Origin of the sequence: Streptomyces sp. FH025, assembly GCF_017427025.1 — a bacterium.
Classification (GTDB): domain Bacteria; phylum Actinomycetota; class Actinomycetes; order Streptomycetales; family Streptomycetaceae; genus Kitasatospora.
This window is the reverse complement of sequence record NZ_JAFLNG010000028.1, coordinates 1-26,825: the sequence shown is the minus strand read 5'-3', so window position 1 is coordinate 26,825 and position 26,825 is coordinate 1. Positions and strand designations below refer to the sequence as shown.

Here is a 26,825-nt window from a genome sequence, read left to right as displayed (position 1 = left end):
GGCGAAGCGGCGGGCGAGCCGTTGTTCGGCGGCGGTGACCAGTGGTTCCAGCAGCGGCAGCGAGAGCAGCACCAGCAGCCCGGCGGCCCAGCCGGCCAGCACGTCGGTGACCCAGTGGGTGCCCAGGTAGACGGTGGTCAGGCCGATCGAGCAGGCGGTGGCGGCGGCGATCACCGCGCCGGTTCGCCGCCAGCGGACGGCCAGGTAGGCGAGCACGCCCCAGGTGACCACGGCGTTCGCGGTGTGCCCGGACGGGAAGATGGTGCCGCCGGAGAACAGCTCGGGGGAGCCGACGTACTGGGCGTAGTGCGGGCCGAGCCGGCCTGTGACGATCTTGACCGCGCCGACCGTGACGTTGAGCAGCAGCAGGGCGACGCCCATGACCAGCAGCGGGCGCAGCCGGCCGAGCCGGTGGGCCCGCCAGGCGAGCCAGGCGAAGGCGGCGATGGCGCTGGGTCCGCGCTGTCCGGCGATCACCCAGGTGTCGAGCAGCGGCTCCAGCCGGGGCCACCGCTCGTACGGGCGCATCAGGCGGACCGACCAGTCGAGGTCGACCAGGTCGGTGTTGAGCAGCACGCCGGCCAGCACCAGGAGGTAGACGCCGAGGGTCGCGGCGAGCAGGGCGGCCCGGCGCCGGCTCAGCGGAGGCCAACCGGGCTCCCGGAGGTGGTGGCCGACCGGATCGGGGGTGCGGTCGGGGCTCCGGAGTTCCCGGCGAACGGGTTCGGCGGTGAGGCGTTCCGGCTCGCGTTGCGGAAAGCGGGCAGTGGTACTTCTGGATTGCACGGGGGTGACCTTACCCATCAGACCGGGGCTATTCAGGTGGTAATTGTCATTATCCCGGGAAATCGACAATTGGGTCACCTCGGGGCGGTCCGGGGAGTGATTACCAGTATTTCAGGATCGAATGTCAGTGTGGTCTTCGAATGATTCTGCAAAAGTCCCGGTAAAGGGAAAGGAGTGGGAAGCCGGTGCGCCCGGCTTCCCACTCCGTGGTAACCCTGTGTAGGTTCCGTGCTCAGTCGAGGGGGCCGCCCGCGACGTAGATCACCTGTCCGGAGACGAAGCCGGAGCCCTCGCTGGCGAGGAACGAGATGGTGTGGGCGACGTCCTCAGGCTGTCCGACCCGCTGGACCGGGATCTGGGAGGCCGCGGCCCGCTTGAAGTCTTCGAAGTCCATGCCGACTCGGGCCGCGGTCGCTGCTGTCATGTCCGTGGCAATGAAGCCGGGGGCGACGGCGTTGGCGGTGATGCCGAACTTGCCCAGCTCGATGGCCAAAGTCTTGGTGAAGCCCTGCAGCCCGGCCTTGGCCGCCGAGTAGTTGGCCTGGCCGCGGTTGCCCTGGGCGGAGGAGGAGGACAGGTTGACGATGCGGCCGAAACCGGCGTCGACCATGTACTTCTGCACCGCGCGGGTCATCAGGAAGGCGCCGCGCAGGTGCACGTTCATGACCGTGTCCCAGTCGGACTCGGACATCTTGAAGAGGAGGTTGTCGCGCAGTACGCCCGCGTTGTTGACCAGCACGACGGGGGCGCCGAGCTCCGCGGCCACGCGGTCGACGGCGGTCTGGACCTGCCCGGCGTCCGAGACGTCGGCGCCGACGGCCAGCGCCCGGCCGCCGGCGGCCGTGATCCGGTCGACGGTGTCCTTGCAGGCCGCCTCGTCCAGGTCCAGGACGGCGACCGCGTAGCCGTCGGAGGCCAGTCGGAGGGCGGTGGCGGCGCCCAGGCCGCGGGCGGCGCCGGTGACGACGGCGACCCGAGGGGCGGTGTTCTGGTCGGTCATGCTGGCTCTCGTCTCTCTCGGGGTTGCCTCCGGGGGAGAGCGCCCCCGGAGAGGGTGGCCACACCCTACCGGCGGGTAGTGGGGGCGGCCAGGGTGGAGAGACGCAGGTGACGGTCGGTAAGGACCGACCGGTCGGCTTTCTGCTGAGAACGGGTTACTGCAAGGGCGTCGCAGCGACTAAATATGCCAATGTTGCCGAACCTGCGTCTACTATCCGCCCCTGCCTGCCAGCAAGGGCCAGCCGTTTGTATAGTGTCCGCCAGCAGCCACCGGCTGCACGGCTGGAGCGCCCTCCCTCATAGCTGGACGCCCACTCGCCGTTACTGCCCCACCCGGGTGTCCCACACACACCGGGTGTGACATCGGGACGGATACATGGTGCTGGGGGAGATCCCGACAACCCGCGTGTCCGCGCGACTGCAACAGTCGCCCGGCCACCTCATTCGTGTTGCACAGCAGGTTCACACCCGGCTGTGGTCCGAACACGTCGGAGCCGATCTCACGGCTCCGCAGTTCGCTGTCCTGCTGGTGCTCGCCCTGGAACCGGGTGCGGACCAGCGGACCGTCGGCGAGCGTGCCTCGCTCGACAAGGCCACGATGGCCGAGATGGTCGCGCGGCTGGTCCGCCGCGGCCTGGTGCTGCGAAGGCGCGACCCGGCCGACGGCCGGCGCAAGCTGCTCGCTCTCTCGCAGAGCGGCGCCCAGGCGGTGCGCGAGGCCACCGGTGGTGTGGTCCGCGTGCAGCGCGTGCTCTTCGAGCCGCTCACGCCGGAGGAGCAGATCGAGATCGTCCGGGTGATGGCCAAGATAGCCAGGCTGGAGCCCGCCGCGGTCGCGGTCTTCTCGGACGCGCGTCCGATACTGGACGCCCAGCGGGCGATCGGCTACCTGATCAGGGTCGGCCAGCAGGTGCACACCAAGCTCTGGTCGGAGCACGTCGGCGCGGAGCTGACGGCCCCGCAGTACGCGGTGCTGGACGCCCTGGAGCTGGAACCGGGCGCGGACCAGCGCACGGTCGGCGAGCTGGCCTCGCTGGACAAGGCCACGATGGCCGAGATGGTCAGCCGACTGGTGCGCCGCGGTCTGGTGCAGCGCCGGCGTGACCCCTCGGACGGGCGGCGCAACCTGCTCTCGCTCTCACCCGCGGGCCAGGACCTGCTGCACCGCTCGGCCGCGGGTGTGGCCGAAGTCCAGCGGCTGCTGCTCGCCCCGCTGCCGGAGGAGGAGCACGAGGCCGCACTCGCGCTCATCGCCAAGGCGGCCAGGCTTTAGCTCAAGCCTTGGTAACTTCAGCCAAAACGATTCGCCAAAGCTCTTGAGGGCTACGGCGGTTGGCGCAAGGCTGTTGATGTAGGGCCTGTTGGTGCGGGACTTGTTGGTGCGAGACCCGTGGATGCGGGGCGTCGACGCAAGGCCGCGGTTGTAGAGCCGTGGCTGTCGGCTCGGCGAATCCGTGCACGCCGAAGCACCGCCCGCCCCTGAGTGGGGCGGGCGGTACTTCGATATGAGTGATGGTCAGGGGCGTCGGATCGTGATCGCCGACGCCCCGACGCCCGACCTCAGTTCCAGTCGAACTCCTGCGGGTCGGGACCGATCCGCTTGCCGGTGGCGACCGTGGCGATCGCCGCGAGGTCCTCGGCGTCCAGCTCGAAGCCGGTGACGTCCAGGTTCTCCCGGATGCGGGACGGGGTGACCGACTTCGGGATGGCGATCACGCCGTTCTGCAGGTGCCAGCGGAGCACCACCTGGGCGACCGTGCGGCCGTGCTTCTCGGCGGTCCTCACCAGGGCCGGCTCGGCGAGCAGCTCCCCGCCCTGGCCCAGCGGGCTCCACGCCTCGGTGGCGATGCCGTGCCGGGCGTGGAAGGAGCGCAGCTCCTCCTGCGGGAAGTACGGGTGCAGCTCGACCTGGTTCAGCACCGGGACGACCTCGGCCTCGTCGACCAGGCGGGTCAGCTGCTCCTGGCCGAAGTTGGAGACGCCGATCGACCGGACCCGGCCGTCAGCCTTCAGCTGTTCGAGGGCCTTCCAGACGTTCAGGTAGCTGCCGTGCATCGGGCGCGGCCAGTGGATCAGGTAGAGGTCGATGTACTCCAGGCCGAGCTTGGCCAGCGAGGCGTCGAACTCGCGCAGCACCGCGTCGCGGCCCTGCTCGCCGGACCAGTCGCGGGTGCCGGAGTTCCACAGCTTGGTGGTGACGTAGAGGTCCTCGCGGGCGAGGCCGCCCGCCAGCGCCTCGCGGATCGCCTGGCCGGTGCCGGCCTCGTTCTCGTAGATCGCCGCGGTGTCGATCGAGCGGTAGCCCGCCTCGATCGCGGTGCGGACGGCGGGGGTGGCCTCGCTGTCCGGAACCTGCCACACGCCGAAGCCGAGCTGGGGGATCTGGGCGCCGTCGTTCAGGGTGACGCTGGGGATGTTGCTCACGGGAAGGGATGCCCTCCTGGTCGTTCACTGGTACCGGTGGGGCCAACCGGGGCCCCGGAGCGATTGTTCCCGCCGTTCGGGGGAATCTCGGGCGAACCTCGGCGAACTCCTGCCGGGGCGTGTCGTGACGGCACCCGGCGGGCCCTGACGGCTGGTGGGGCGTCGGCGGCGAGCCGGTGCCGGCGGGTGATGGGTCGGCGGATCCGCCCTGAGCCGGCGGGCCGGCGAAAAACCTGTTGCGCGGATCACAGTCGGCTTGGCAGGCTCGCGGTCATGACCTCCTGAGATCCGGGCCCTTCGTGCCCTTCCCGTGTCCGTCCGGCACCTCCTCCGGACACACCGCCGCCGCGCCGCCGTCGTGCCGTGCGGCCGCCGCCCGCGCCCTGTCGCGTGAGCCGGGCCGCCTCTCCGTACGGCCCGTGCCCGAATGCGCCGCCGCACCTTCGCACCCTCCCCGCACCTCTGCGCCTCCCCGCAGCCTCCCCATCGGAGTGTCATGCCGCTCTTCCCTCTGCTCACCCCGTTGCCGTTGGCCGACCCCGGCCGTCCGGATCTCTCCTCGCCCATGGCCTTCCTGCGCTGGCTGCAGCGCGCCCAGCGGCGCGGGCAGGTGCTCGCCACCTGCTGGGCCCTGGTGGAGATGGGCGCCCAGGCCGCGATGCCGGTGGCGCTCGGCCACGGCGTGCAGGCCGCCGTCGACGGCGAGGCCGCCGGGATCTGGCGGGCCGGCGCGCTGGCGCTGCTGCTGTCCGCGGCGGCCGCGCTCGGCGCCGTGATGCTGCACCGGCAGGCGGTCTGGAACTGGATCCATGCGGCCTGCCACGTACGGCAGTTGGTGGCCGGTCAGGCCTCGCACCTCGGGGCCGGGCTGTCCCGGAGGATCGCCACCGGCGAGGTGGTCGCGGTCGGCAGCGGGGACGTCGAACGGATCGGCTGGTACGTCGAACTGGTCGCCAGGGTCCGGGCGGCGGTGATCGTCTGGCTGGCCGTCAGTTCGGTGGTGCTGGTGGTCGAACCGGTGCTCGGCATCGGTGTGCTGCTCGGCGTCCCGGTGCTGGCCGCCTCGGTCTGGCCGCTGATCGGGCCGTTCGAGCGGCGGTACGAGAAGCAGCGCGCACTCGGCGGCAAGGCCACCGAGCTGGCCGCCGACACGGTGGCCGGACTGCGGGTGCTGCGCGGCATCGGCGGCGAGGAGCTGTTCCTGGACCGGTACCGGGAGGCCTCCCAGAAGGTCCGGGCGGCGGCGGTACGCTCGGCCCGGCTCTGGTCGCTGATGCAGGCTCAACAGGTGCTGCTGCCCGGGCTGTTCGTGGTCGCGGTGACGTGGTACGGCGCCCGGCTGGCGGTCTCCGGCGAGCTCGCCGTGGGCACCCTGATCGCGGTGTACGGCGCGACGGCCTTCCTGGCCGCGCCGCTGCGGATCCTGGGCGAGGCGGCGCACGCCTGGAGCGTCGCCCGGGTCTCGGCCGGGCGGGCCGTGCGGGTGCTCTCGCTCACCCGGACCAGCGGCACGGCCGAGGCCGTACTGGTCAGGCCGGGCAAGTCCGATCTGTACGACCCGCGGACCGGGCTGACGGCCCGGGCCGGCGAGCTGACCGCGGTGGTCTGCGGGGACCCGGACTTCGCCGGGGCGCTCGCCGAGCGGCTCGGCGGGCACGTCCCGCTCGCCGAGGGCGAGGCGGAGCAGCCCTCCGTCCGGCTCGGCGGCACGGAGTTGGACGCGGTGCCGCTGGCCGATGCCAGGGCAGCGGTGCTGGTCCACGACAAGGAACCGGTGCTGCTCTCCGGAACGTTGGCCGAACTGCTGGACATCCCGTCATCGGGCCGGGTCTCGGCGGCCGAGGCACTGGCCGCCGCCCGCTCCGAGGACGTGCTGGAGGCGTTGGCGGACGGCTCGCCGGACTGCGGGGGCGACCCGATGCGTGCGCGGATCACCGAACGCGGCCGCTCGCTCTCCGGCGGGCAGCGCCAGCGGCTCGCCCTGGCCCGCGCGCTGCTGGCGGATCCGCCGGTCCTGGTGCTGGACGAGCCGACCAGCGCCGTGGACGCCCACACCGAGTCCCGGATCGCCACCGGGCTGCGGGACACCCGGGCGGGACGCACCACCGTGGTGTTCGCGACCAGCCCGCTGCTGCTCGACCAGGCCGACCGGGTGGTGCTGCTGCGGGACGGCCGGGTGGCCGCGGCCGGCCGGCACCGCGAGCTGATGCGCACCGAGCCGACCTACCGGGCGGTGGTCATCCGGGGTGAGGACGCCGCCCAGCCGGTGGGTGAGGCCGTATGAGCACCGTCGCCAACCGCCCTGCCACGCACCCGAGGAGTACGTCATGAAGCCCCCCGTCCAACAGGAGCAGGGGCCGGCCACCACCCTGCCGGTCGGTTCCCCGGCCGCCGTGCGCGCGTACCTGTGGCTGCTCGGGCGGCGGCACCGGCGCGGGTTCTCCGCGGTGGTGGCGCTGCACTCGGGGGCCACCCTGGCCGGGCTGGTCGGGCCCTGGGTGCTCGGCAACCTGGTCGAGTCGCTGGCCACCGGCACCGCCGGGGCCGGCATCGCGGTGGCGATCGGCTGGTACCTGCTGGCGCTGGTGGCGCAGGCCGCCTTCACCGGCTGGTCGCGGATGCGCGGCGCGGTGCTCGGTGAGCGGGTGCTGGCCGACCTGCGCGAGGACTTCCTGGTCCGCTCGGTCGCGCTGCCGACCGGCGTGCTGGAGCGGGCCGGCACCGGGGACCTCGTCTCCCGGGGCACCACCGACATCGACCGGCTGGACAAGTCGGTGCGCGAGGCGGTGCCCGAACTGGCCGTCGCCGTGGTGTCCCTGCTGATGGTGCTCGGCGCCCTGCTGGTCACCTCGCCGCTGCTGGCGCTGAGCTCGCTGGTCGGGCTGCCGCTGCTGCTGGCCACTTCCCGCTGGTACTTCCGGCGCGCGCCGCAGTCCTACCGCAACGAGGCGGCCGGGTACGCCGCCGTGAGCAATGTGCTGGCCGAGACGGTGGACGCCGGGCGGACGGTCGAGGCGCTGCGGCTGGGCGAGGAGCGGGTCCGGCTGACCGACCGCAAGCTGCGTGAGTGGCTGGCCTGGGAGCGTTACACCCTGTGGCTGCGCTCGGTCTGGTTCCCGACCATCGACGCGGTCTACACCCTGGCGGTGCTGACCACCCTGATGGTCGGCGGCCTGCTCACCCTCAAGGGTTGGATCACCGTCGGTCAGTTGACCACCGGCGTGCTGTACGCGCAGATGCTGATCGGCCCGGTGGACCTGATCCTGCGCTGGTACGACGAGCTGCAGATCGGGCAGGCCTCACTGGCCAGGCTGGTCGGTGTGCGCGAGGTGCCGGAGCATGAGGGGGACGAGTCCGCCCGCCCGGACGGCCGCCGGGTCGAGGCCCGGGAGGTCCGCTTCGGCTACCGCGAGGGCGCGGACGTGCTGCACGGCATCAGCCTGGACGTCGCCCCGGGCAGCCGGGTCGCGCTGGTCGGGCCGTCCGGGGCGGGCAAGTCCACCCTCGGGCGACTGCTGGCCGGGATCTACGCGCCCGGCCGGGGCAGCGTCACCCTCGGCGGGGCGGCGCTGTCCCGGATGCCCGCCGAGCGGGTGCGCGCGGAGGTCGCCCTGGTCAACCAGGAGCACCACGTGTTCGTCGGCACCCTGCGGGACAACCTGCGGCTGGCCGCGCCCGAAGCGGACGACACCGAGCTGCGGTCCGCGTTGGACGCGGTGGACGCCGGGGCCTGGGTGGACGCCCTGCCGGAGGGCCTGGACACCGAGGTCGGCTCGGGCGGCGCCACGTTGACCCCGCCGCAGGCCCAGCAGTTGGCCCTGGCCCGGCTGGTACTGGCCGACCCGCACACCCTGGTGCTGGACGAGGCCACCTCGCTGCTGGACCCGCGCGCCGCCCGGAACCTGGAGCGCTCGCTCTCCCGGGTGCTGGAGGGCCGCACGGTCATCGCGATCGCCCACCGGTTGCACACCGCGCACGACGCGGATGTGATCGCGGTGGTCGAGGGCGGGCGGATCAGCGAGTACGGCAGCCATCCGGAGCTGGTCGCGGCCGGCGGCCCGTACGCGGCGCTCTGGCGCTCCTGGCGGGACGAGGGGTAACGGGGCGGGGTCGCGGAGCGCCAGGGGCGAAGATCGGTAAACCCGTACGGGGCTGGATTGACCCGTACGGGTTACTCCGCTGCACGTAAGGGCGCGTAACCGGGCAAATCGGCCGCTCGGACAGCAGACTGCTCCGGTGACCAAGATTTCAGACGGCTCGTCCCGACCCCAGCGCAGCGAGATCGGCGGGATCCCCACCCGGTACATCGGGATCGGCGTGATCGTGATCCTCGCGGTGTGGTTCCTGTTCGCCAACCTCGACAGGGTCAAGATCCAGTTCTGGGTGTTCACCGTCACCGCGCCGCTCTGGATCTCGCTGCTGACCACCCTGATCGCCGGTGTGGTGCTGGGTTGGTTGCTGAAGGGGCGGCGCGGCCGGTGACCGCCGCTCCCGGGCCGGCCCCCGCCGGCCCCTCGGCCTTCACCCCGTTGATCGAGATGCGCGGGGTCGACAAACACTTCGGCGACCTGCACGTGCTGCGGAACATCGAGCTGACGGTCGGCCGCGGCGAGGTCGTCGTGATCATCGGCCCCTCCGGCTCCGGCAAGTCCACGCTGTGCCGGGCGATCAACCGGCTGGAGCCGATCGAGCGGGGCACCATCCTGATCGACGGCCAGCCGCTGCCCGCGGAGGGCAAGGGGCTGGCCAGGCTGCGCGCCGAGGTCGGCATGGTGTTCCAGTCCTTCAACCTGTTCGCGCACAGGACCGTGCTGCAGAACGTCTCGCTCGCCCAGATCAAGGTCCGCGGCCGCCCGAAGGCGGAGGCGGACGCCAAGTCCCGCTCGCTGCTGGAACGGGTGGGCCTCGCGACGCAGGCCGACAAGTACCCGGCCCAGCTCTCCGGCGGCCAGCAGCAGCGGGTCGCGATCGCCCGCGCGCTGGCGATGGACCCCAAGGCGCTCCTGTTCGACGAGCCGACCTCGGCACTCGACCCCGAGATGATCAACGAGGTGCTGGACGTCATGCGCCAGCTCGCGAGCGAGGGCATGACGATGGTCGTGGTCACCCACGAGATGGGTTTCGCCCGGGCGTCGGCGAACCGGGTGGTGTTCATGGCCGACGGACGGATCGTCGAGGACCGCGCCCCGGAGGAGTTCTTCAGCGCCCCCGAGAGCGAGCGCGCCCGGGACTTCCTGTCCAAGATCCTGAAGCACTGAGGCGGCGCCGTGACCCGTCAGACGACGCCCACCGCGCGGACCCGCAAGCGCCTGCTCGCCGCCGTCCTGCTGCTCGCCGCCCTGGCGAGCGGCTGCGGCAAGCCCGGCACCCCGCCGCCCAAGGGCCCGCAGCCCAGCGCCCTGCCCACCTACCAGGTGCAGGACGCCTCCTCGATCACCGGCTCGCCGACCCTGGACGCCGCCCGCAGTCGGGGCCACCTGGTGGTCGGCGCCAAGGAGGACCAGCCGTACCTGGGCCAGAAGAACCCGGCCACCGGCGTGTACTCCGGCTTCGACATCGAGATCGCCAAGATGGTCGGCGCCTCCCTGGGCTTCCCGCCGGAGCGGATCCAGTTCAAGACCATCGCCTCGGCCAACCGCGAGACCGCGCTGCAGAACGGCCAGGTGGACTTCTACGTCGGCACGTACACCATCAACGACAACCGGAAGAAGCTGGTCGGCTTCGCCGGGCCGTACTTCATCGCCGGGCAGTCGCTGCTGGTGCGCAAGAACGACAACAGCATCCACGGGCCGCAGGACCTGGACGGCAAGAAGGTCTGCTCGGCGGCCGGCTCGACCCCGTACCAGCGGATCCAGTCGCAGTACCCGAAGGCGAAGCTGATCGGCTACGACACCTACTCGGCCTGCGTGGACAACCTGATCACCAACCAGGTCGACGCCGTCACCACGGACAACGCGATCCTGCTCGGCTACGCGGCCAAGGTGCCGGACGAGCTCAAGGTGGTCGGGCCGCCGTTCTCCGTCGAGCCCTACGGGATCGGCGTTCCGAAGAACGACACCGTGCTGCGCGAGGCGATCAACGACGCGCTGGAGTACCACGAGCGGAACGGTGACTGGAAGAGGGCCTTCGAGGCGACCCTCGGGCTTTCCGGGGAGCCCGCTCCGACCCCGCCGCCGATCGTCCGGTACTGAGAGGGCCGCGCCGTGAAAACGCTGACCGACAACTGGTCGACCTACTGGGACGGGTTCCTCGGCACGCTCTCGCTGTTCGCGGTGAGCGCCGTGCTGTCGCTGGTGCTGGGCGTGCTGATCGCGGGCTTCCGGGTCTCGCCGGTCCGGCCGCTGAGGGTGTTCGGGACGCTGTGGGTGACGGTGCTGCGCAACACGCCGCTGACCCTGCTGTTCTTCATCGTGGTGCTGGGCCTGCCCAGGTTCAACATCACGCTGCCCTTCCACACCTTCGCGGTGCTGGCGCTCGGCTGCTACACCTCGGCCTTCGTCTGCGAGTCGATGCGCTCGGGCATCAACACCGTGCCGGCCGGGCAGGGCGAGGCGGCCCGCAGCCTGGGCATGAGCTTCGGGCAGACGATGAGCCTGGTGGTGCTGCCGCAGGCGTACCGCTCGGTGGTGGCGCCGATCGGCAGTGTGATGATCGCGCTGGCGAAGAACACGGCGATCGCCGGTTCGTTCAGCGTCACCGAGCTGCTGGGCACCTACCGGACCATCAACGAGCTGGGCTACAGCATCATCTGGACCTTCGTCTGGATCGCCGTCGGCTACCTGATCATCACGCTGGCCATCAGCGCCGTCTTCAACCTGTTGGAACGACGAGTGGCGGTGTCCCGATGACCGTTGAATCCTCGGCGCTGTACGACATCCCCGGCCCGAAGGCGCTCGCCCGGCACCGGACGTACGGCTGGATCGCGCTGCTGCTGATCGCGGGGCTGCTCGGCTGGGTCGTCTACATGCTGTTCCACACCCACCAGTTCACCGCCGCGAAGTGGGAGCCCTTCCAGTACCGGGGCGTGCAGGAACTGCTGCTGCGCGGGCTGGGCAACACCCTGCGGGCCTTCGGCTGGACGGTGCTGTTCGCGCTGCCCTTCGGCGCGCTGTTCGCGGCCGGGCGGCTGTCCGACCACCGGGTGGTGCGCTGGCTCGCCACCCTGGTGGTGGAGTTCTTCCGGGCCATGCCACTGCTGGTGATGATCTTCTTCGTCTTCGTCGCCATCAGGGTGCAGCCGCTGTGGGCGCTGGTGACCGGACTGGTGCTCTACAACGGCTCGGTGCTGGCCGAGGTGTTCCGGGCCGGCGTGCTCGCGGTGCCCAAGGGGCAGCGCGAGGCGGCGTACGCGCTCGGGATGCGCAAGACCCAGGTGATGACGTACGTGCTGGTGCCGCAGGCCTGCCGGGCGATGCTGCCGGCCATCATCAGCCAGCTGGTGGTGGCGCTCAAGGACACCTCGCTGGGGTTCCTGATCACCTACGAGGAGTTCCTGCACGCGGGCAAGCTGATCGCCACCAACCTGGACTACGACCTGCCGTTCATCCCGGTGGTGATGGTGATCGCGCCGATCTACATCGGCATGTGTCTGCTGCTGTCCTGGCTCGCCCGCTGGGTCGAGCGGCGCAGTCGGCGAAGCCCGAGCATGCGCGGCGGGGCGCCGGTGATGAAGGCCGAGGTGGCCATGGGCCTGCCGCCCTCGGCGCAGCAGTGAGGGGCCTGGTTCTCCGCTGAACCATAGGTGTCGATGGGGTAGGGGCCTTATCCTCCAATTTCCTCTTATGATTGCGAGGGTTGGCGGGGCCGCGACACAGCGGTCCGGAACGGGGCGACCGGGCGGAGGGGTCATGGAACCGGTGTTCGACTCGCGGCACATCAGGACGTTCCACCGTGTCGTCCGGGCCGGCTCCTACTCGGCGGCCGCCCGCGAACTCGGCTACACCCAGCCCGCCGTCACCCAGCAGATGAAGGCCCTCGAACGCACCGTCGGCGTCCCGCTGTTCAGTCGCGCCGGGCGCGGCCTGCGGCTCACCGAGGCCGGTGAGGCGCTCTCCCGGCACGCCGAGCTGATCCTCGGCAGCATGTCCGCCGCCCAGCAACAGCTCGCCGCACTCGCCCGACTGCGCGCCGGGCGGGTACGGGTCTGCGCCTTCCCCAGCGCCAACGCCACCCTGATACCCCAGGCGATGGCCCGGCTGCTCGCCGAGCACCCGGGCGTACGGGTCGAGCTGCTGGAGGCCGAACCGCCGGACTCCGTCCAGCGGCTGCTGCGCGGGGAGTGCGACATCGCGCTGTCCTTCCGCTACCCGGGTGGAACGACCGAGGTGCCGGAGGGCCTGGACGAGATCCCGCTCATGGAGGACCTGCTCACCGTGCTGCTGCCGGTCGGGCACCCGCTCGGTCGCCGGCACGCCGTACGGCTGGCCGACCTCCACGGCGAGCGCTGGATCGCCGGCTGTCCGCGCTGCCGGGCCAACCTGCTGCACGTCTGCGCGGAGGAGGGCTTCGCGCCCGACATCGTGTTCTCCACCGACGACAACCTCGCCGTGCAGAGCCTGGTCGCCGCCGGGGTCGGGATCGCGCTGATGCCCGCGCTGGTGCTCTCCTTCATGTGCCACCGCAAGGTCACCGGGCGGGCCGCCGAACCGCACCTGCGCCGACAGGTGAGCGCGTACGTGCTGCGCGAGCACCGGCGGATCCCGGCCACCGGCCTGGTGCTGGACCACCTGCGGCAGGCGGCGGCGAGTCGGGTCGGGTGCTGAGCCGCACGGGCGGCCCGTAAGCGCCGACCCATAAGTGCTAGCGGGGATAGTGCTTACGAACCCTCCTTGGACGTGATGGGTCGGCCCGTCCGAACCTGCTCGCATGAGACCCCCAGCCACGGTCGGCAGTGAACGGCTCACCGAGCGGATGACCGCGCTGATCAGTGAGATCCGTGCCGTCGTCGACCGCGGGCTGCCTCCGGAGCTGACCGCGTACCTGGTCGGCGAGCGCCTTGCCCCGCACCTGCTCGTCGAAGGCGACGGGCCCGACGCGCTGCTCACCCCCGCCCAGCGCGAGGGCGACCCTCGGCGCTACCGCCAGCACGTCCTGCACGCCGAGGAGGACGGCGGCTTCTCCGTCGTCTCCCTGGTCTGGTTGCCCGGACAGCGGACCCCGATCCACGACCACGTCTCCTGGTGCGTGGCCGGCGTCCACCAGGGCCAGGAGAGCGAGACCCGCTACCGGCTGGTCTCCGAGGGGCGCGGCTCCCGGCTGGTCGAGACCGAGCACGTGGCGGGTCCGGCCGGGACCGTCGCCGCCTTCGCCCCGCCCGGCGACATCCACCTGGTGCGCAACGGCTGCGGTGGCACCGCCATCTCCATCCACGTGTACGGCGCGGACGTCTCGCGGCTCGGCACCAGCATCCGGCGGGTCTACCGGCTGCCCGCCGAGCAGGAACGGTGAGCGGCGGCGTGGCACTCTCCCTCCGTCAGCGCACCGCCCCCACCCGCTCACTGCCGCCGCTGCGCGGGGACGCCCCCGGACTGCTGCTCGCGGCCGCCGGGGTGGCCGCCGCGATCGCCGTCCACGCGGCCGTCCCCGCCGTGCCCGAGCTCACCGCCGCCGTCGTGCTCGGCATGGCGGCGGCCCACCTGCCCGGGCTGCGCCCCGTGGTCCGCGGCGTCGCCCGGCCGGGGCTGTCGATGGCCGGGAAGCGGCTGATGCGCCTCGGGATCGTGCTCCTCGGGCTCAAACTCAGCCTGGACGACGTGCTCGGCCTCGGCTGGGCCACGGTCGCGATGGTGCTCACGGTGGTCGCGGCCACCTTCGCCGGGACGATGTGGCTGGGCCGGCGGCTCGGGCTGCCCGGGGACCAGCCGCTGCTCGTCGCCACCGGGTACTCGATCTGCGGGGCGTCGGCGATCGGCGCGGTCAGCCAGGCGGCCGGCAGCGAGGAGGAGGACGTCGCCTCCTCGGTCGCGCTGGTCACCCTGTGCGGGACGCTGGCGATCGCCGTGCTGCCGCTGCTCCAGCACCCGCTCGGGCTCGACGAGGTGGGGTTCGGCCGCTGGGTCGGCGCGAGCGTGCACGACGTCGGGCAGGTGGTCGCCACCGCCCAGACCGGCGGGGCCGGGGCGCTGCGCGAGGCCGTGCTGGTCAAGCTGATGCGGGTGGCGCTGTTGGCACCGCTGGTCGCGGGCGTCGCCGTGATGGTGCGGCGGAACGCGCGCGGGGCCGCCGGGACGGGCGATGGCGTGAGCCCGAGCGGCAGCCGGCCGGCGATCCTGCCGCTGTTCGTCGCCGGGTTCCTCGCGATGATCGCCCTGCGGACCACCGGGGTGCTGCCCGAGCGGGCGCTCACGCTGGCCGGGAACGCGCAGGAACTGCTGCTGGCGGCCGCTCTGTTCGGCCTCGGCAGCGCGGTGCACCTGCCGACCATGGTCCGCACCGGCGGGCGGATCGCCCTGCTCGGGCTCGGCTCCTGGGTGGTCGTCGCGGGCGTCTCCTACGCGGGGGTGCTGCTCACCACCTGACGGCTCCGGGCTCCGGTGCGAACTCGGCTATTGTCTGGCGGGTGATCGTCCGCACCGGGGCGGTCCCGCAGCCGAGTCCGCGGAGGAGAGCGCATGACCACCGCACTGCCCGAACGGGACGACCACGAGGACGTCGTCACGCTTGACCGACGGGAGGGACCGTTCGGCGAGGTGGTGCTGCGGCGGCGTGGACGGCACTACGAGATCATCGCCAACGGCTGCTTCCTGATGGACACGGCCGACGGGCGCTCCGAGCGGCTGCTGATCCAGGCGGCGCTGGACGAGCTGGAGCGTACCGGCGGCGGTACGGGCGGCGGCGGTGTGGCCGGGGCCTCGGGGACGTCCGGGCCCTCGGTGCTGATCGGCGGGCTCGGGGTCGGCTTCTCGCTGGCGTATGCGGCGGCCGAGCCGCGCTGGGGGCGGATCGCCATCGTCGAACGCGAGAGCGCGATCATCGACTGGCACCGCAACGGCCCGCTCGGAGCCTTCTCCGGCGGTGCGCTGGACGACGAGCGGGTCGAGGTGCTCCACACCGACCTGCTGGAGTACCTCGCGGCGACGGACGGCGAGCGGTACGACGCGCTGTGCCTGGACATCGACAACGGTCCGGACTGGACCGTCACCGAATCCAACGACGGGCTCTACGGCGCGGACGGGCTCGCGGTGCTGTGGCACCGGCTGCAGCCGGGCGGGGTGCTGGCGGTGTGGAGTGCGCAGCCCTCGACGGCCTTCGAGGAGGCGCTGAGGGTGGCGGGGTTCGCCGATGTGGTCACCCATGAGGTGCCGGTCAGCCGGGGTGTGCCGGACGTGGTGCACCTGGCGCGGCGCGGCTGAGCCGGCGTCGGGCTGGTCGGACGGACGTAACAGCGGACAACTGACAGATTTCAGATTTCAGATTTCAGCGAACGAAATCTGAAATCTGTTCGTTGTTCGCTGTCCGCTGCCGACCGTCAGCCATCCGACCGTCAGCCATCCGACCGTCAGCCGTCGACCGTGGGCCCTCAGCCGAACGGCCGGTGCTCCGGCTCCGCGTCAGTCTCGGGCTCCGCCTCCGACTCGTCCGCAGGCGACGACGGCAGGTCCGCCATGGCGAAGGGGTTGAAGTCCGGCGGCGGGATCATCACGGGGGTGCCCTTCGGCCGTTCCCCGCCCGCCGTACCGGCCTCGGCCTCCGTCGGCCCCTCGGCCGCGCCCGCCGCTTCCGCCGCGACCGGCGCGAAGGGGTTGAAGTCCGCGGGCGGCACCCGCACCGGCGTGCCGCGCAGGTGCACCGGCTGTTCCTCCGGTACCTGCTCCGGCACCTCCTCCGCCGCGACCACCGGCTCGTCCACCGTGACGGGAGCGACCGCCGGGGCGACGGGCGCGGCGACCGGCTCGCCGTCCCAGCCGAACTGGATGCTCTTCAGCAGCTCCGCGAAGGCCTCCGTGTACAGCCCCCAGCCCTCCGGCCGCGCCGTGGACAGCTGGGCGCACAGCACCGTCCCGCCGTCCGGCAGCGGCACGAAGGCCTGCACGGCAGAGGTGACCACCCAGCGCCGCTGTCCGTCGGCGGCCAGCGGTCCGGGCACCGGGACGGTTCGCCCCTCGACCAGGACGGCGGCCGGTCCGGCCGGCAGCAGCACCGTCCACACCTCGGCGTGCCGCCGTACGGTGGCCAGTTCGGTGGCGAGGGCGGTGATCGGCAGCGGGTGCCGGGCGAGCGAGATGACCAGGGTCGCGTCCGAGGCGCGTCCGTCGAGTTCCAGCGCGCAGACGCCCGCGTAGCGGACTCCGGCGTCCCGGATCAGGTCGGACAGGGTCGCGGAGATGACCGCGAAGTCGCGCCGCGGCTCCGGGCCGGTGGCGCTGAACAGTTCCTCGGCCACCTCGGCGAGGTGCCCGGTCAGTTCGGCGGCCGCCGCGACGGTCGCGCGGTCGGCCCCGTCGGTCCGGCCGGTCCCGTCACCGGCGCCCGGAAGGGCCGGCACGGTACGGGCGGAAGCCCCTGCGGGCCCGCCCGGGGAGGTCAGCGGGTGGAAGCCCGGCGGGATGACGAGCCGGACCTCGGCTCCGGCGCCGGTCGCCAGTTCGACCGGCTGCCGGGTCTGCTGCCCGGCCGCCAGCGCGGCCAGCGCCGGGGCGAACGGCGGGCGCAGCTTGGCGTCGGCGAACTCACCGGTGACCGGCAGCTGGAACAGCGCGGCCGAGGTGGTGCCCCGGTCGGCGATGGCGCCGCGCACCGCGCCGCCGCCGTAGCGGTGCTGCAGCGCGGTGGTCACCCGGTCGGCGACCCGGGCTCCGGTGCCGGGGCGGGCCGTTCCGGCGGTGAGCACCGTGCCGAGCCGGTCGAGGGCCGTGTGCACAGGACCGTTGGGCGCCAGCGGCAGGCCGAACAGCGCCTCGGCGGCGGGGTGTTCGGCCGCGCGCGGGGCGCTCAGTGAGGCCGCCGGGTGGCGCGAGGTGTGCTCGTCGAAGAGGGCGTCGGTGAGCGAACCGAGGGTCGCGCAGACCTGCTCGGCCGCCGCGAAGGGGTTGGCCTCCGCGCTGAACTGGACGTCCTGGGTCAACTGGTGAGCCCCCCGCTCTGCTGCGTCTGCCGTCGGTGGTTCGGGTGGGACCGGCCCGCCCGGGCGGCGTGCCGTCAGATCCCCGCCCATTCCTATCAGAGCCCACCGTCCAGGCCGAACCGCAGGATCACCCGATGATCAGTCGATGGTCACTCGTCGGAGGCCGTGCCGGGGCCCTCGGCGGGTCCCTCGACGGGTACCCCGGTGGGTCCGTCGGGGGCTCCTGCGGCGGGTTCTTCGGCGGCTCCTTCGGCGAGCCCCCCGGTGGCGAGCGCGGTGACGGCCTCGGGGATGCCGGGGACGGCGAACAACCCGGCGAGGTCCTGGATCAGCCGCCCGGTCGGCCCGTCGGGGCTCTCGTCCGCGAGGAAGGACGACAGCTCGACGGCGAGCGCCGGCTCCCGGGCCGCGGTGAGGGTGAGCGCCGCGACGAACTCCTGCACCAGGTGCAGTTGCAGTTCCTCCAGTGGCACCGAGCGGTCGGCCAGCCACTCCAGCGAGGTGATCTCGGCGTTGGCGATCCAGGCCCGCACGGTGAGCCGCAGCCCGGGACTCGGCGCGGGGATCGCCAGGTGGGTCAGGATCTGGTCGTGCGCGGCCCGGCGCACCTCGTCGATCACCGCCGAGGTGCCCGCGCTGGCCGCCACCGAGCCGCCCCGCAGCAGCGCGGCGAAGCCCGGCCCGTGGCTCTGCACGAAGTCCAGGTAGCGGCCCATCACCCGGTACAGCCGCTCCGACAGCGGCCCCTCCATGGGCTCCTCGAAGCGGGCCGACAGCTCCCGCCCGGCCCGGCGCAGCGACTCCTCGTACAGCGCCTGCTTGCCCGGGAAGTAGTGGTACACCAGCGGCCGGGAGGCGCCTGCGGCGGCGGCGATGTCGTCGATCGACACCTCCTCCGGCGGCCGGCGGCTGAACAGCTCCAGCGCCACGGCGATCAGCTGTTCGCGCCGCTCGTCCACGCTCAGCCGTCGGCGCGGCCGCTCACCGGCCGCCCCCCGGTCGGGTGCGGCGGCGTTCCGGGTCGGGCGGTCGGTCATCGGAGACGGCGTGCGGGAGGCCATGCGCGCCACCCTATCCGGCGGCCGTCCGGGGGCCCATGCGGCGGATTGCTCAAGGCAGCGGTCGCTCGACGTGACGCTCCAGGTAGCGGCGGTAGGCCTCGCGGCCGTCGGGGACGAAGGTGTCGCGGTCGAGGCGTTCGGCGAGTTCGGCCGGGGTGAGCCAGGCGTGCCAGGCGACCTCGGACTCCTGAGGGTCGACCGGGCCGTCCCAGTCGGCTTCGTACATGTCGCACCACCAGGACAGCCGGTCCTCCCGGAAGAGGAACCTGAAGAGCGGGCGCGGGGCGATGCCCCGGACACCGAGCTCCTCCTCGGCCTCGCGGACGGCGGCCTCGGCGTAGGTCTCGCCGGAGCCGACCACGCCGCCGACGAACATGTCGTACGCGCCGGGGGCGAACAGCTTGGTGTCGGTGCGGCGGTGGACGAAGATCCGCCCGGCCGGGTCGCGGACCAGGATGAAGACGCAGCGGTGGGTCAGCCCCCGCCGGTACACCTCCCCGCGCAGCGCGGTCCCGATCACCCGGTCGTTCTCGTCGACGACGTCCAGCAACTCTTCGGCAGGGTTGGTCATGACGGACAGGTTAGGGTTTCCGGGCCCGGTTCGAACGGATTCCACGGGGTTCGAACGCGGGCGGAGAGACGATCCGGAACAGGTTGGGACGGCACGCTGTGGTGGAGATCTGGGGCGAGACGGCCGAGGGGTTCGAGCCCGTACGGGAGGCCTTCGCGCGGAACTTCGCCGTGTACGGCGAGCTGGGCGCGGCCTTCGCGCTGTACGTGCGCGGCCGCAAGGTGGTGGACCTGTGGGGCGGTGACGCCCGGCCGGAGGTCGGCGGGCGGCCCGCGCCCGCGGTGCCGTGGACGGCGGACACCGCCCAGGTGCTGCGCTCGGTGACCAAGGGCCTGACCGCGGCCACCGCGCTGCTGCTGGTCGAGCGCGGCCTGCTCGACCTGGACGCGCCGACGGCCTCGTACTGGCCCGAGTTCGCGGCGGCCGGCAAGGGCGGGGTGCCGGTGAGCTGGCTGCTGTCGCACCAGGCCGGGGTGCCCGCGCTGGACGTGCCGCTGCGCCTGGAGGACGTGCTGACGTGGGAGCGCGCGGTCGCCGCGGTGGCCGCTCAGGAGCCGGCCTGGGAGCCGGGCACCGCGCACGGTTACCACCCGTACACCTTCGGCTGGCTGGTCGGTGAGGTGGTCCGGCGGGTGAGCGGTCGGACGATAGGACAGTACTTCGCCGAGGAGATCGCCCGGCCGCTCGGGCTCGACCTGTGGATCGGCCTGCCGGCCGGTGCCGCGCCCCGGGTCGGCAAGCTGGTCGACCTGCCCGCCCCGGAGGCGGCCCGGACCGGCCCGAGCGGGCTGCGGCTGCGGCCCAAGCAGGCCGTCCGGGACGCCTACCAGGACCCGTCCTCGCTGACCGCCCGCTCCTTCGCCTCGGTGCGCCCCGGGGTGGACCTCAACGACCCGGCGGTGCAGGCCGCTGAGATCCCCGGCGCGGGCGGCATCGGCACCGCCCGCTCGGTGGCCCGGTTCTACGCGGCGCTGATCGGTGCGGCCGAGCGCCCGGACGGCTCCGGCGCCCTGCTCCCGCCGCTGCTCGGTCCGGAGGTGCTGGCCCGCGCGGTGGCGCCGGCGGTGAGCGGCCCGGACCGGGTGCTGATCGTCAACTCGACCTTCGGCCTGGGCTTCTGGCGGCACGGCCCGACCGCGCCGATGGCCTCTCCGGCGAGCTTCGGCCACCCGGGCCGGGGCGGCTCGCTGGGCTTCGCCGACCCGGAGCTCGGGCTGGGCTTCGGGTACGTGACCAACGGCATGCAGCCGGGCGTCACCGGGGACGTCCGCTCGCGGAACCTGATCCGTGCGGTGCGGGAGTGCCTGGACCGTTCCTGATCCGGCGTCAAGTCCGGTCGTCCGCTTCGGGATCCGTCCGTCAGGCCTGGCCGGTCTCGAAGCGGCTGATCCGTCCGTGCTCGACGGTGAAGCGCCAGGCGGTGCGCATCTCGCCCCAGGTCTCGTTGGTGAAGTTGGCGACCAGCGCATGGCCGCCGGAGGATTCGGTCTGGACGTCGATCCGGCCGTTCGGGCCGAAGATCTCCCGGTCGATCCACGGCAGCAGCTCGCGGTCGGAGCCGTCGTCGGACATGGTCGCGTCCTCGGTCAGGACGGCCAGGAAGGCGTCGCGGTCGCCGGCGTTGATCGCGGTGACGAAGGTGCGGACGGCCGGGTCGGTGAGTTTGGCGGGGGCGATGGTCACGCGGGACTCCCGGAGGGGTGAGGGATTGGGGAGTCCTGTCTACGGCGTTCGCGGGGGCCGTCCGGGCATGTCGGCGGCGCGTCGGGAAGATTGCGGGATTCGTGTGCTTGGATCCCGGAACAGGCGATTCACCCCGAAGGCCCGCCACGGGGAGTGGCGATGGAGCGGGAGGCCGGACCAGGCCTCCCGCTCCACTACTCCGGTGCTCCGACCGCTCCGACGCCCTAGAAGAAGCCGACCGCGTCGGGGGAGTAGCTGACCAGCAGGTTCTTGGTCTGCTGGTAGTGCTCCAGCAGCGCCTTGTGGGTCTCCCGGCCGATGCCCGAGTTCTTGTAGCCGCCGAAGGCGGCATGAGCCGGGTACGAGTGGTAGGAGTTCGTCCAGACCCGGCCCGCCTGGATGGCGCGTCCGGCGCGGTAGGCGGTGTTGAGGTCGCGGGTCCACACGCCGGCGCCGAGCCCGTACTGGGTGTCGTTGGCGAGCGTGACCGCCTCGTCGAAGCCGTCGAAGCGGGTGACCGAGACGACCGGGCCGAAGATCTCCTCCTGGAAGACCCGCATGCTGTTGACGCCCTCGAACACCGTCGGCGTCACGTAGTACCCGCCGGCCAGCGAGCCGCCGAGGTCGGCGCGCTCGCCGCCGACCAGGACCTTGGCGCCCTCGGCCTGGCCGATCTCGAAGTAGGAGAGGATCTTCTTCAGCTGTTCGGCACTGGCCTGCGCGCCGACCTGGGTCTCGGTGTCCAGCGGGTTGCCCTGGCGCATCGCCCGCACCCGCGCGAGGCCGTCGCCGATCAGGCGTTCGTAGACCGGGGCCTCGATCAGCGCGCGGCTGGGGCAGGTGCAGACCTCGCCCTGGTTGAGGGCGAACATCGCGAAGCCTTCGAGGGCCTTGTCGTAGAACGCGTCGTCGGCGGCGGCGACGTCCGCGAAGAACACGTTGGGGCTCTTGCCGCCGAGTTCGAGCGAGACCGGGATCAGGTTGTCGGCGGCGGCGCGGGAGATCAGCCGGCCGGTGCTGGTCTCGCCGGTGAACGCGATCTTGCGGACCCGGGGGCTGGCGGAGAGCGGGGCGCCCGCCTCCTCGCCGAAGCCGGTGACGATGTTGACCACCCCGGGCGGCAGCAGGTCGGCGGTCAGCTCGGCGAGCAGCAGCACCGAGGCCGGGGTCTGCTCGGCGGGCTTGAGCACCACGGCGTTGCCGGCCGCGAGCGCCGGGGCGAGCTTCCAGATCGCCATCAGGATCGGGAAGTTCCACGGGATGATCTGGCCGACCACGCCCAGCGGCTCGTGGAAGTGGTACGCCACGGTGTCCTCGTCCAGCTGGGACACGCCGCCCTCCTGGGCGCGCAGCGCACCGGCGAAGTAGCGCAGGTGGTCGACCGCGAGAGGGACGTCGGCGGCCAGCGTCTCGCGCACCGGCTTGCCGTTCTCCCAACTCTCCGCGACGGCCAGCTGTTCGAGGTTGGCCTCCATCCGGTCGGCGAGCCGCAGCAGTACCTGGGCCCGCTCGGTGGCCGGGGTGCGGCCCCAGGCGGGGGCGGCGGCGTGGGCCGCGTCCAGGGCCGCCTCGATGTCCTCGGCGGTGCCCCGGGCGACCTCGGTGAACACTTCGCCGGTGACCGGGGTCGGGTCGCCGAAGTACTCGCCGCGCACCGGAGGCGTCCACTCGCCGCCGATCCAGTGGTCGTACCGGGAGCGGTAGGTGACGATGCTGCCGGGCGCGCCGGGGGGCTGGTAGACCGTCATGCTCTGTGTCTCCTCGCTGCGTCGGGGGCACCGCCCGGAGCCGATCGGGCCGGAGGCGGCGCGCCGGACCACCCGGTCGGGGGGTGGTCCGGCGGAGGGTGCGGACACGCAATCGGACGGCGCCCCGCCGGGCGCCCGTCGTTGAGCACGATAGCCGTCGGGCGCGGGGCGCGGCTACGGTCCGTACGGGCGACTCGTACGGAGGGTGCTCCCTCCGGCCGCCTCCCGGGAGGGGCGGCGCGGCGGGTCGGGCTCGTCAGACCGCGTGGTACCGGCCGGTGCGGGCCTCCCAGCTCAGGTAGCCGGCCAGCCAGGTGATCAGCCCGTCGGCGTAGCGCCGGGCGATCGTGCGTTCGATCCTGGACAGGCCCAACTCGCGGTAGACGTCCGGGAGTCGGTCGCGCAGCTCGGCGCAGCGCTCGATCATCAGCTGGGCCTCGGCCAGGACGGCCGCGCAGGCCTCCTCGGCCGTGCAGTGGCGTTCGCGCTGGACGATCATCACCAGGTTGTTGACGTCGCCGCGCGGGGCCTCCAGCGGGAAGGACCGCACGTCGTTGCTGAGCGAGGGGATGTCGGCCGCCAGCTGGCGGAGTTGGCGCAGCACGGGGTGGTGCATGACGGCGGCGGGGACCTCGAACTGGCCGAGTCGTTCGACCATGTCGAAGATGGTCTCCATCGCCGCGGTGCCCCGCCTGAGCTCCAGGTAGCCGTCGCGGTCCGGCGGGCGGCTGGAGATCCGGCCGGCCGCCTCGGCGGGGTGACTGGCCAGATAGTACTCCCAGTTGTAGGCGGCGCGGGCCTGCCAGCGGGCGGGCATGCCGCGCACGCTGCGTTCCCACAGGTCGGCGAAGGCGGTCTCGACAGCGGAGCCCGGATCGGGGCGGGCTCCGTGCAGGACGGCGATCAGCCGTTCGCAGATCGGCGCGACCTCGGCGGGACGGCGGCCGAGCGGGCCGTCGAACACGTCGTCGAAGAGGAAGTAGAACCCCATCAGGTCTGCGGCCAGGGCGAGTTCGTCCGGGCCGGCGTCCGGGTACCCGAGCGCGGCGAGGTCGACGACCTCCCAGTGGGCGTAACCGGGATGGTCGGCGTCGGGGAGCAGTGGGTGGCGGATGAGCCAGTCCCGGTGCAGCCCGGTCGCGTACGGGCCGTGCGGACTGCGGCGGTGCGGGAACGGGATCTGAAGTGAGGTGTCGTCAGACATCGGACTCCCGGTGCAGCGGAGGGTGGGGGCGCTTGTGTTCGAACACTGGTATGTGGGGGAGTTGACGCGGCGAGGCCCGGACGGCGAGGGTGGGGTCAGGCAAGATCATCTGTGCCTCGAAGGCCGAAGGGTATCTGATGTAATGATCGGACGTTAGGGATATAGGGCAATTGCCCTTGGCAAGGGGTCCGAACCCTCGCCGTCCGCCCCGGGCTGCGCGAATGTCGCACAGCGAGCCGCACGCGGCGCTAACCTCGGCTCCACGAACAGTGATGGAGCGGCTCCCACACAGTGGCCGAGCCGTGCTGCCAGCGGGCGAGGCGGAGGCACGACGGTGACCGATCAGGACAACGAACTTCGGGCGGGAACCGGTTCCGGCCACGGCGGTGACAGTGGCGCGCCCCGGGTCAGACTGCGCGACCGCGACGCCGAACTGCGCTCCGTGGAGGCGGCCGTCGACCGCCTCTGCCGCGAATTCGCCGCAGGCGGAACCGAGATCGGCGAACTGCTCGCCTTCTCCGGCCGCCCCGGCATCGGCAAGACGAGTCTGCTGCACGAGGTCCGACGGATCGCCAGTCTGCGCGAGGGCGCCACCGTGCTGTTCGCGCGCGGCGGCGAGCAGCAGTTCAAGGAGCCGTACCACGTGCTGCGTCAGCTCCTCCAACCCGCCCTGACCAGGCTGGAACCCGACGAGTTCCGCCAGGTCATGGGCACGTGGGAGGAGGTCGTCGGACCGGCCATGGGCCTCAAGCAGCCCAAGGCGGGCGCCCGTCGGCTCGACCCGCAGGGCGTGCGCGACGGCCTCGACTACGTCCTCACCCAGCTCGCGCCGCGCCGCGCCCCGATGGTGATGATCGTCGACGACCTGCACTGGTCCGACCAGGAATCCCTCACCTGGCTCACCCAGTTCGCCGTCCGCTCCCGCGAACTGCCCGTCCTGCTGGTCTTCGCGTTCCGGGACGACGAGAGCGACTGGCAGCCCGAGATCCAGAAGCACCGCGCGGCCGTCCTCAACCTCGCCACCCGCAAGCACGAACTCAACCGGCTCTCGCTGGTCTCCGTCACCGACATGATCCGCGACGAACTCGGCGACCGCGTCGAGGACGCCTTCTGCTACGAGTTCTGGAACGTCGTCAACGGCAACCCCTTCGAGGCCGTGGCCCTGCTCGACCAGGTCCGCGACCAGGAGCTGGAACCGGTCGAGGAGAACTCCCGGCAACTGCGCGAACTCGCCGTCGACGCGGCCGGAATGACCCTCAAGACCTGGCTGGACCGGCTGGGCTCCAGCACCCTGCGCTTCGCCTGGGCCTGCGCGATGCTGGGCACCGACATCCGGATCGACCTCGCCACCCGGATCTGCGCCCAGAGCGTCGAGGGCGCCCGCGACTCCATCAAGCAGCTGCGCAAACAGCGCGTACTGACCCAGACCCCCAACGGCAACCTGGAATTCGTCCACCCGCTGATCGCGACCTCCATCTACAAGACCATGCCGGAGGCCACCCGAACCGGCATGCACGGCGTCGCCGCCGCCGAGATCGAGAACGCCGGACTGGGGCTGCTCGCCGCCTCCCGCCACCTGGTCGAGACCCACTTCGGCGAGGGTGACGACCGCACCGTCCGCAAGCTGCGCCGCGCCGCCACCGAGCACCTGCTGATCGGTGCCCCCGAGGCCGCCCAGCGCTGTCTCCACCGCGCGCTCAACGAACCGCCCTCCGACGACATCCGCGCCGAGGTGCTGTACGAGCTCGGCTGCTCCGCCCTGCTCACCGACCCGGGCGCCACCGTCAACCAGCTCAAGCTCGCCCTTGACCCGGACGAGGGACCGCTGCGTCCCGGCCTGCGGGTCGACGCCACCTTCCGGCTCTCCGAAGTGCTGGCCCACAGCGGTGAACTGCGCGAGGCGGCCGTGGTCTGCCAGGAGGAGGCCGAGCAGACCGCCGACCCGGCCGGCCGGACCCGGCTGAGGGCCGCGTCGTTCATGTGGCACGCCTTCCGCAAGTCCGAGGAGAACGGGCCGGGCCGCTCCGCCGAACTCGAGCGGCTGTGCCACGACCTGACCGGCCGCGAGGCCGCCGACCGGGCCGTCCTGGCGATGCGCGCCTGGGATCTCACCCTGCGCGGGCGCCCCTCCGCCGAGGCGCTGAGCCTCGCCGACGACGTGCTCGACGGCGGCCGACTGCCCAAGGGCCTCGGCTGGACCGACACGACCTGGGGCTTCGAACTGCCCTCGATGCTCGGCCTCACGTACATCTACAACGACCGCATCGCCCAGGCCGAGCGGCTGGCCGCGGACGCCATCATCCAGTTCGAGGTGGCCGGTTGGAGCGGTGCCCACCGGGGCTTCGCCTACTTCCTGATGGGCCTGGCCCGGTTCCGCCGCGGCCTGCTCGCCGAGGCCGAGGACTTCCTGCGCCGGGCGTACCGCATCTCCGAGCGGATCGGGACCAAGCTGCCGCTGGCCTGGGACGCCGTCGGCGTGCTGGTGGACACCCTGATCGCCCGCGGCCGGGTCGAGGAGGCCTGGCAGCTGGCCAACGAGTTCGGCTTCCACCCGCCGTACCACGCGACCGCGATGGTGCTGCCGGACGCGGCCTCGCTGTACGGCAAGCTGCTGGTCGCCAAGAAGCGGTACGCCGGTGCGGCCGCCGCGCTCACCGACGCCGGCGCCCAGCTGGAGGTGCGCGGCTGGCACAACACGGTCTGGGCGCCCTGGGCCGGATACCTGGCCATCGCGATCGCCGCGGACGAGCCCGAGCGCGCCCGTGAGTACGCCCAGAAGGCCGTCCAGGACGCGCGCGCCTTCGGCACCGCCTCGGCGATCGGCGCCGCGCTGCGGCTACAGGCCCAGATCGCGGACGGCCAGCAGGCGGTCGAACTGCTGGAGCAGGCCGTGACGCACCTCGGGCAGTCACCGGCCGGGTACGAGCACGCCGTCGCGCTGGTCGACCTGGGGGCCGCGCTGCGCCGGGTCGGCCGGCTGGAGGACGCCCAGGAGTACCTGTACCAGGGCATCGAGCTGGCCCAGCACTGCTCGGCCGAGGGGCTCGTCGACCAGGCCCGGCGGGAGCTGGCCAACTACGGCCTGCGGCCCAACCGGCTGGGGCTGGGGCTCGGCGACTTCCGGGACACGCTCAGCGGGCCCGAGTGGGAGGTCGCCAAGCGGGCGGCGCGGGGCGTGCCGCCGCAGCGGATCGCCGAGGAGCTGGGCGTGCAGCTGAACCTGGTCAACCGACGGCTGGCGGCGGTCTACCGCAAGGCGGGCAGCGGGCCGGACGGCCTGGCGGCG

General features: G+C 72.5%; 23 protein-coding genes. 14 read left to right on the top strand and 9 right to left on the bottom strand.

Translation table 11 applies throughout. The features are described from left to right. Positions 1-786, bottom strand: a 786-nt coding sequence (locus tag J0670_RS03885) for a phosphatase PAP2 family protein (protein WP_307806370.1), incomplete at its 3' end; no start/stop codon positions are given. A 232-nt stretch (positions 787-1,018) separates the two neighbouring features. Beyond that, on the bottom strand, positions 1,019-1,786 hold the full coding sequence (gene fabG / locus J0670_RS03880; RefSeq protein ID WP_207809591.1) for a 3-oxoacyl-ACP reductase FabG: 768 nt from the start codon (positions 1,784-1,786) through the stop codon (positions 1,019-1,021). Between the two features lie 405 nt (positions 1,787-2,191). Here fabG and J0670_RS38895 point away from each other — a divergent pair, with 405 nt between their 5' ends. After that, the gene (locus J0670_RS38895) at positions 2,192-3,058 is read left to right on the top strand and encodes a MarR family winged helix-turn-helix transcriptional regulator (protein ID WP_307806369.1); all 867 of its coding nucleotides are present in this window, start codon (positions 2,192-2,194) and stop codon (positions 3,056-3,058) included. A 287-nt stretch (positions 3,059-3,345) separates the two neighbouring features. Here the strand turns inward: J0670_RS38895 and J0670_RS03865 are convergent, their stop codons facing one another. Next, a complete protein-coding gene (locus J0670_RS03865) occupies positions 3,346-4,209 on the bottom strand; it encodes an aldo/keto reductase (RefSeq protein ID WP_207809589.1) in 864 nt (287 codons plus the stop codon). A 496-nt stretch (positions 4,210-4,705) separates the two neighbouring features. Between J0670_RS03865 and J0670_RS03860 the strand changes: the two genes are divergently transcribed. From J0670_RS03860 to J0670_RS03810, 11 genes are all read left to right on the top strand, one after another. Beyond that, positions 4,706-6,493 (top strand): ABC transporter ATP-binding protein, encoded by a 1,788-nt coding sequence (locus tag J0670_RS03860; protein ID WP_207809587.1) that lies wholly within the window; start codon positions 4,706-4,708, stop codon positions 6,491-6,493. 43 nt (positions 6,494-6,536) lie between these two features. Then, positions 6,537-8,309, top strand: coding sequence for an ABC transporter ATP-binding protein (locus J0670_RS03855; RefSeq protein ID WP_207809585.1), 1,773 nt, complete (start codon positions 6,537-6,539; stop codon positions 8,307-8,309). Positions 8,310-8,445: 136 nt separating this feature from the next. Beyond that, positions 8,446-8,691, top strand: coding sequence for a LapA family protein (locus J0670_RS03850; protein ID WP_207809583.1), 246 nt, complete (start codon positions 8,446-8,448; stop codon positions 8,689-8,691). A gap of 47 nt (positions 8,692-8,738) precedes the next feature. After that, positions 8,739-9,467, top strand: coding sequence for an amino acid ABC transporter ATP-binding protein (locus J0670_RS03845; RefSeq protein WP_279382940.1), 729 nt, complete (start codon positions 8,739-8,741; stop codon positions 9,465-9,467). 9 nt (positions 9,468-9,476) lie between these two features. After that, the gene (locus J0670_RS03840; RefSeq protein ID WP_307806368.1) at positions 9,477-10,400 is read left to right on the top strand and encodes a glutamate ABC transporter substrate-binding protein; all 924 of its coding nucleotides are present in this window, start codon (positions 9,477-9,479) and stop codon (positions 10,398-10,400) included. A gap of 12 nt (positions 10,401-10,412) precedes the next feature. Beyond that, positions 10,413-11,057, top strand: a complete 645-nt coding sequence (locus tag J0670_RS03835) for an amino acid ABC transporter permease (RefSeq protein WP_207809581.1) — start codon at positions 10,413-10,415, stop codon at positions 11,055-11,057. After that, a complete protein-coding gene (locus tag J0670_RS03830; RefSeq protein WP_207809580.1) occupies positions 11,054-11,923 on the top strand; it encodes an amino acid ABC transporter permease in 870 nt (289 codons plus the stop codon). The genes J0670_RS03835 and J0670_RS03830 overlap by 4 nt, the downstream gene beginning before the upstream one ends. Positions 11,924-12,065: 142 nt before the next feature. Then, complete coding sequence (locus J0670_RS03825; protein WP_207809599.1) at positions 12,066-12,971, top strand: LysR family transcriptional regulator; 906 nt, start codon at positions 12,066-12,068, stop codon at positions 12,969-12,971. Positions 12,972-13,074: 103 nt separating this feature from the next. Beyond that, positions 13,075-13,656 (top strand): cysteine dioxygenase family protein, encoded by a 582-nt coding sequence (locus tag J0670_RS03820; RefSeq protein WP_207809577.1) that lies wholly within the window; start codon positions 13,075-13,077, stop codon positions 13,654-13,656. Between the two features lie 8 nt (positions 13,657-13,664). Next, positions 13,665-14,726: a putative sulfate exporter family transporter gene (locus tag J0670_RS03815; protein WP_207809575.1), complete on the top strand. Its 1,062-nt coding sequence runs from the start codon at positions 13,665-13,667 to the stop codon at positions 14,724-14,726. Between the two features lie 93 nt (positions 14,727-14,819). Next, complete coding sequence (locus tag J0670_RS03810) at positions 14,820-15,560, top strand: spermidine synthase (RefSeq protein ID WP_207809573.1); 741 nt, start codon at positions 14,820-14,822, stop codon at positions 15,558-15,560. A 167-nt stretch (positions 15,561-15,727) separates the two neighbouring features. On the opposite strand, the gene J0670_RS03805 is transcribed toward J0670_RS03810, so the two are convergent. The 3 genes from J0670_RS03805 to J0670_RS03795 form a co-directional block, all read right to left on the bottom strand. Next, positions 15,728-17,272 (bottom strand): hypothetical protein, encoded by a 1,545-nt coding sequence (locus J0670_RS03805; RefSeq protein ID WP_207809571.1) that lies wholly within the window; start codon positions 17,270-17,272, stop codon positions 15,728-15,730. 149 nt (positions 17,273-17,421) lie between these two features. Then, the gene (locus J0670_RS03800) at positions 17,422-18,237 is read right to left on the bottom strand and encodes a TetR/AcrR family transcriptional regulator (protein ID WP_374223061.1); all 816 of its coding nucleotides are present in this window, start codon (positions 18,235-18,237) and stop codon (positions 17,422-17,424) included. Between the two features lie 145 nt (positions 18,238-18,382). Continuing rightward, on the bottom strand, positions 18,383-18,904 hold the full coding sequence (locus J0670_RS03795; protein WP_207809569.1) for an NUDIX hydrolase: 522 nt from the start codon (positions 18,902-18,904) through the stop codon (positions 18,383-18,385). Positions 18,905-18,987: 83 nt separating this feature from the next. Between J0670_RS03795 and J0670_RS03790 the strand changes: the two genes are divergently transcribed. Next, a complete protein-coding gene (locus J0670_RS03790) occupies positions 18,988-20,223 on the top strand; it encodes a serine hydrolase domain-containing protein (RefSeq protein WP_243436495.1) in 1,236 nt (411 codons plus the stop codon). A 40-nt stretch (positions 20,224-20,263) separates the two neighbouring features. Here J0670_RS03790 and J0670_RS03785 read toward each other — a convergent pair whose 3' ends face one another. The 3 genes from J0670_RS03785 to J0670_RS03775 all read right to left on the bottom strand — a co-directional run bounded on the left by J0670_RS03785 (position 20,264) and on the right by J0670_RS03775 (position 23,539). Beyond that, complete coding sequence (locus J0670_RS03785) at positions 20,264-20,587, bottom strand: nuclear transport factor 2 family protein (RefSeq protein ID WP_207809567.1); 324 nt, start codon at positions 20,585-20,587, stop codon at positions 20,264-20,266. 224 nt (positions 20,588-20,811) lie between these two features. Further along, positions 20,812-22,335: an aldehyde dehydrogenase family protein gene (locus tag J0670_RS03780; RefSeq protein ID WP_207809565.1), complete on the bottom strand. Its 1,524-nt coding sequence runs from the start codon at positions 22,333-22,335 to the stop codon at positions 20,812-20,814. Positions 22,336-22,591: 256 nt separating this feature from the next. Beyond that, positions 22,592-23,539, bottom strand: a complete 948-nt coding sequence (locus J0670_RS03775) for a terpene cyclase (RefSeq protein ID WP_207809564.1) — start codon at positions 23,537-23,539, stop codon at positions 22,592-22,594. 334 nt (positions 23,540-23,873) lie between these two features. Here J0670_RS03775 and J0670_RS03770 point away from each other — a divergent pair. Continuing rightward, positions 23,874-26,825 (top strand): AAA family ATPase (locus J0670_RS03770; RefSeq protein WP_207809561.1); only part of this gene is annotated, 2,952 nt, incomplete at its 3' end.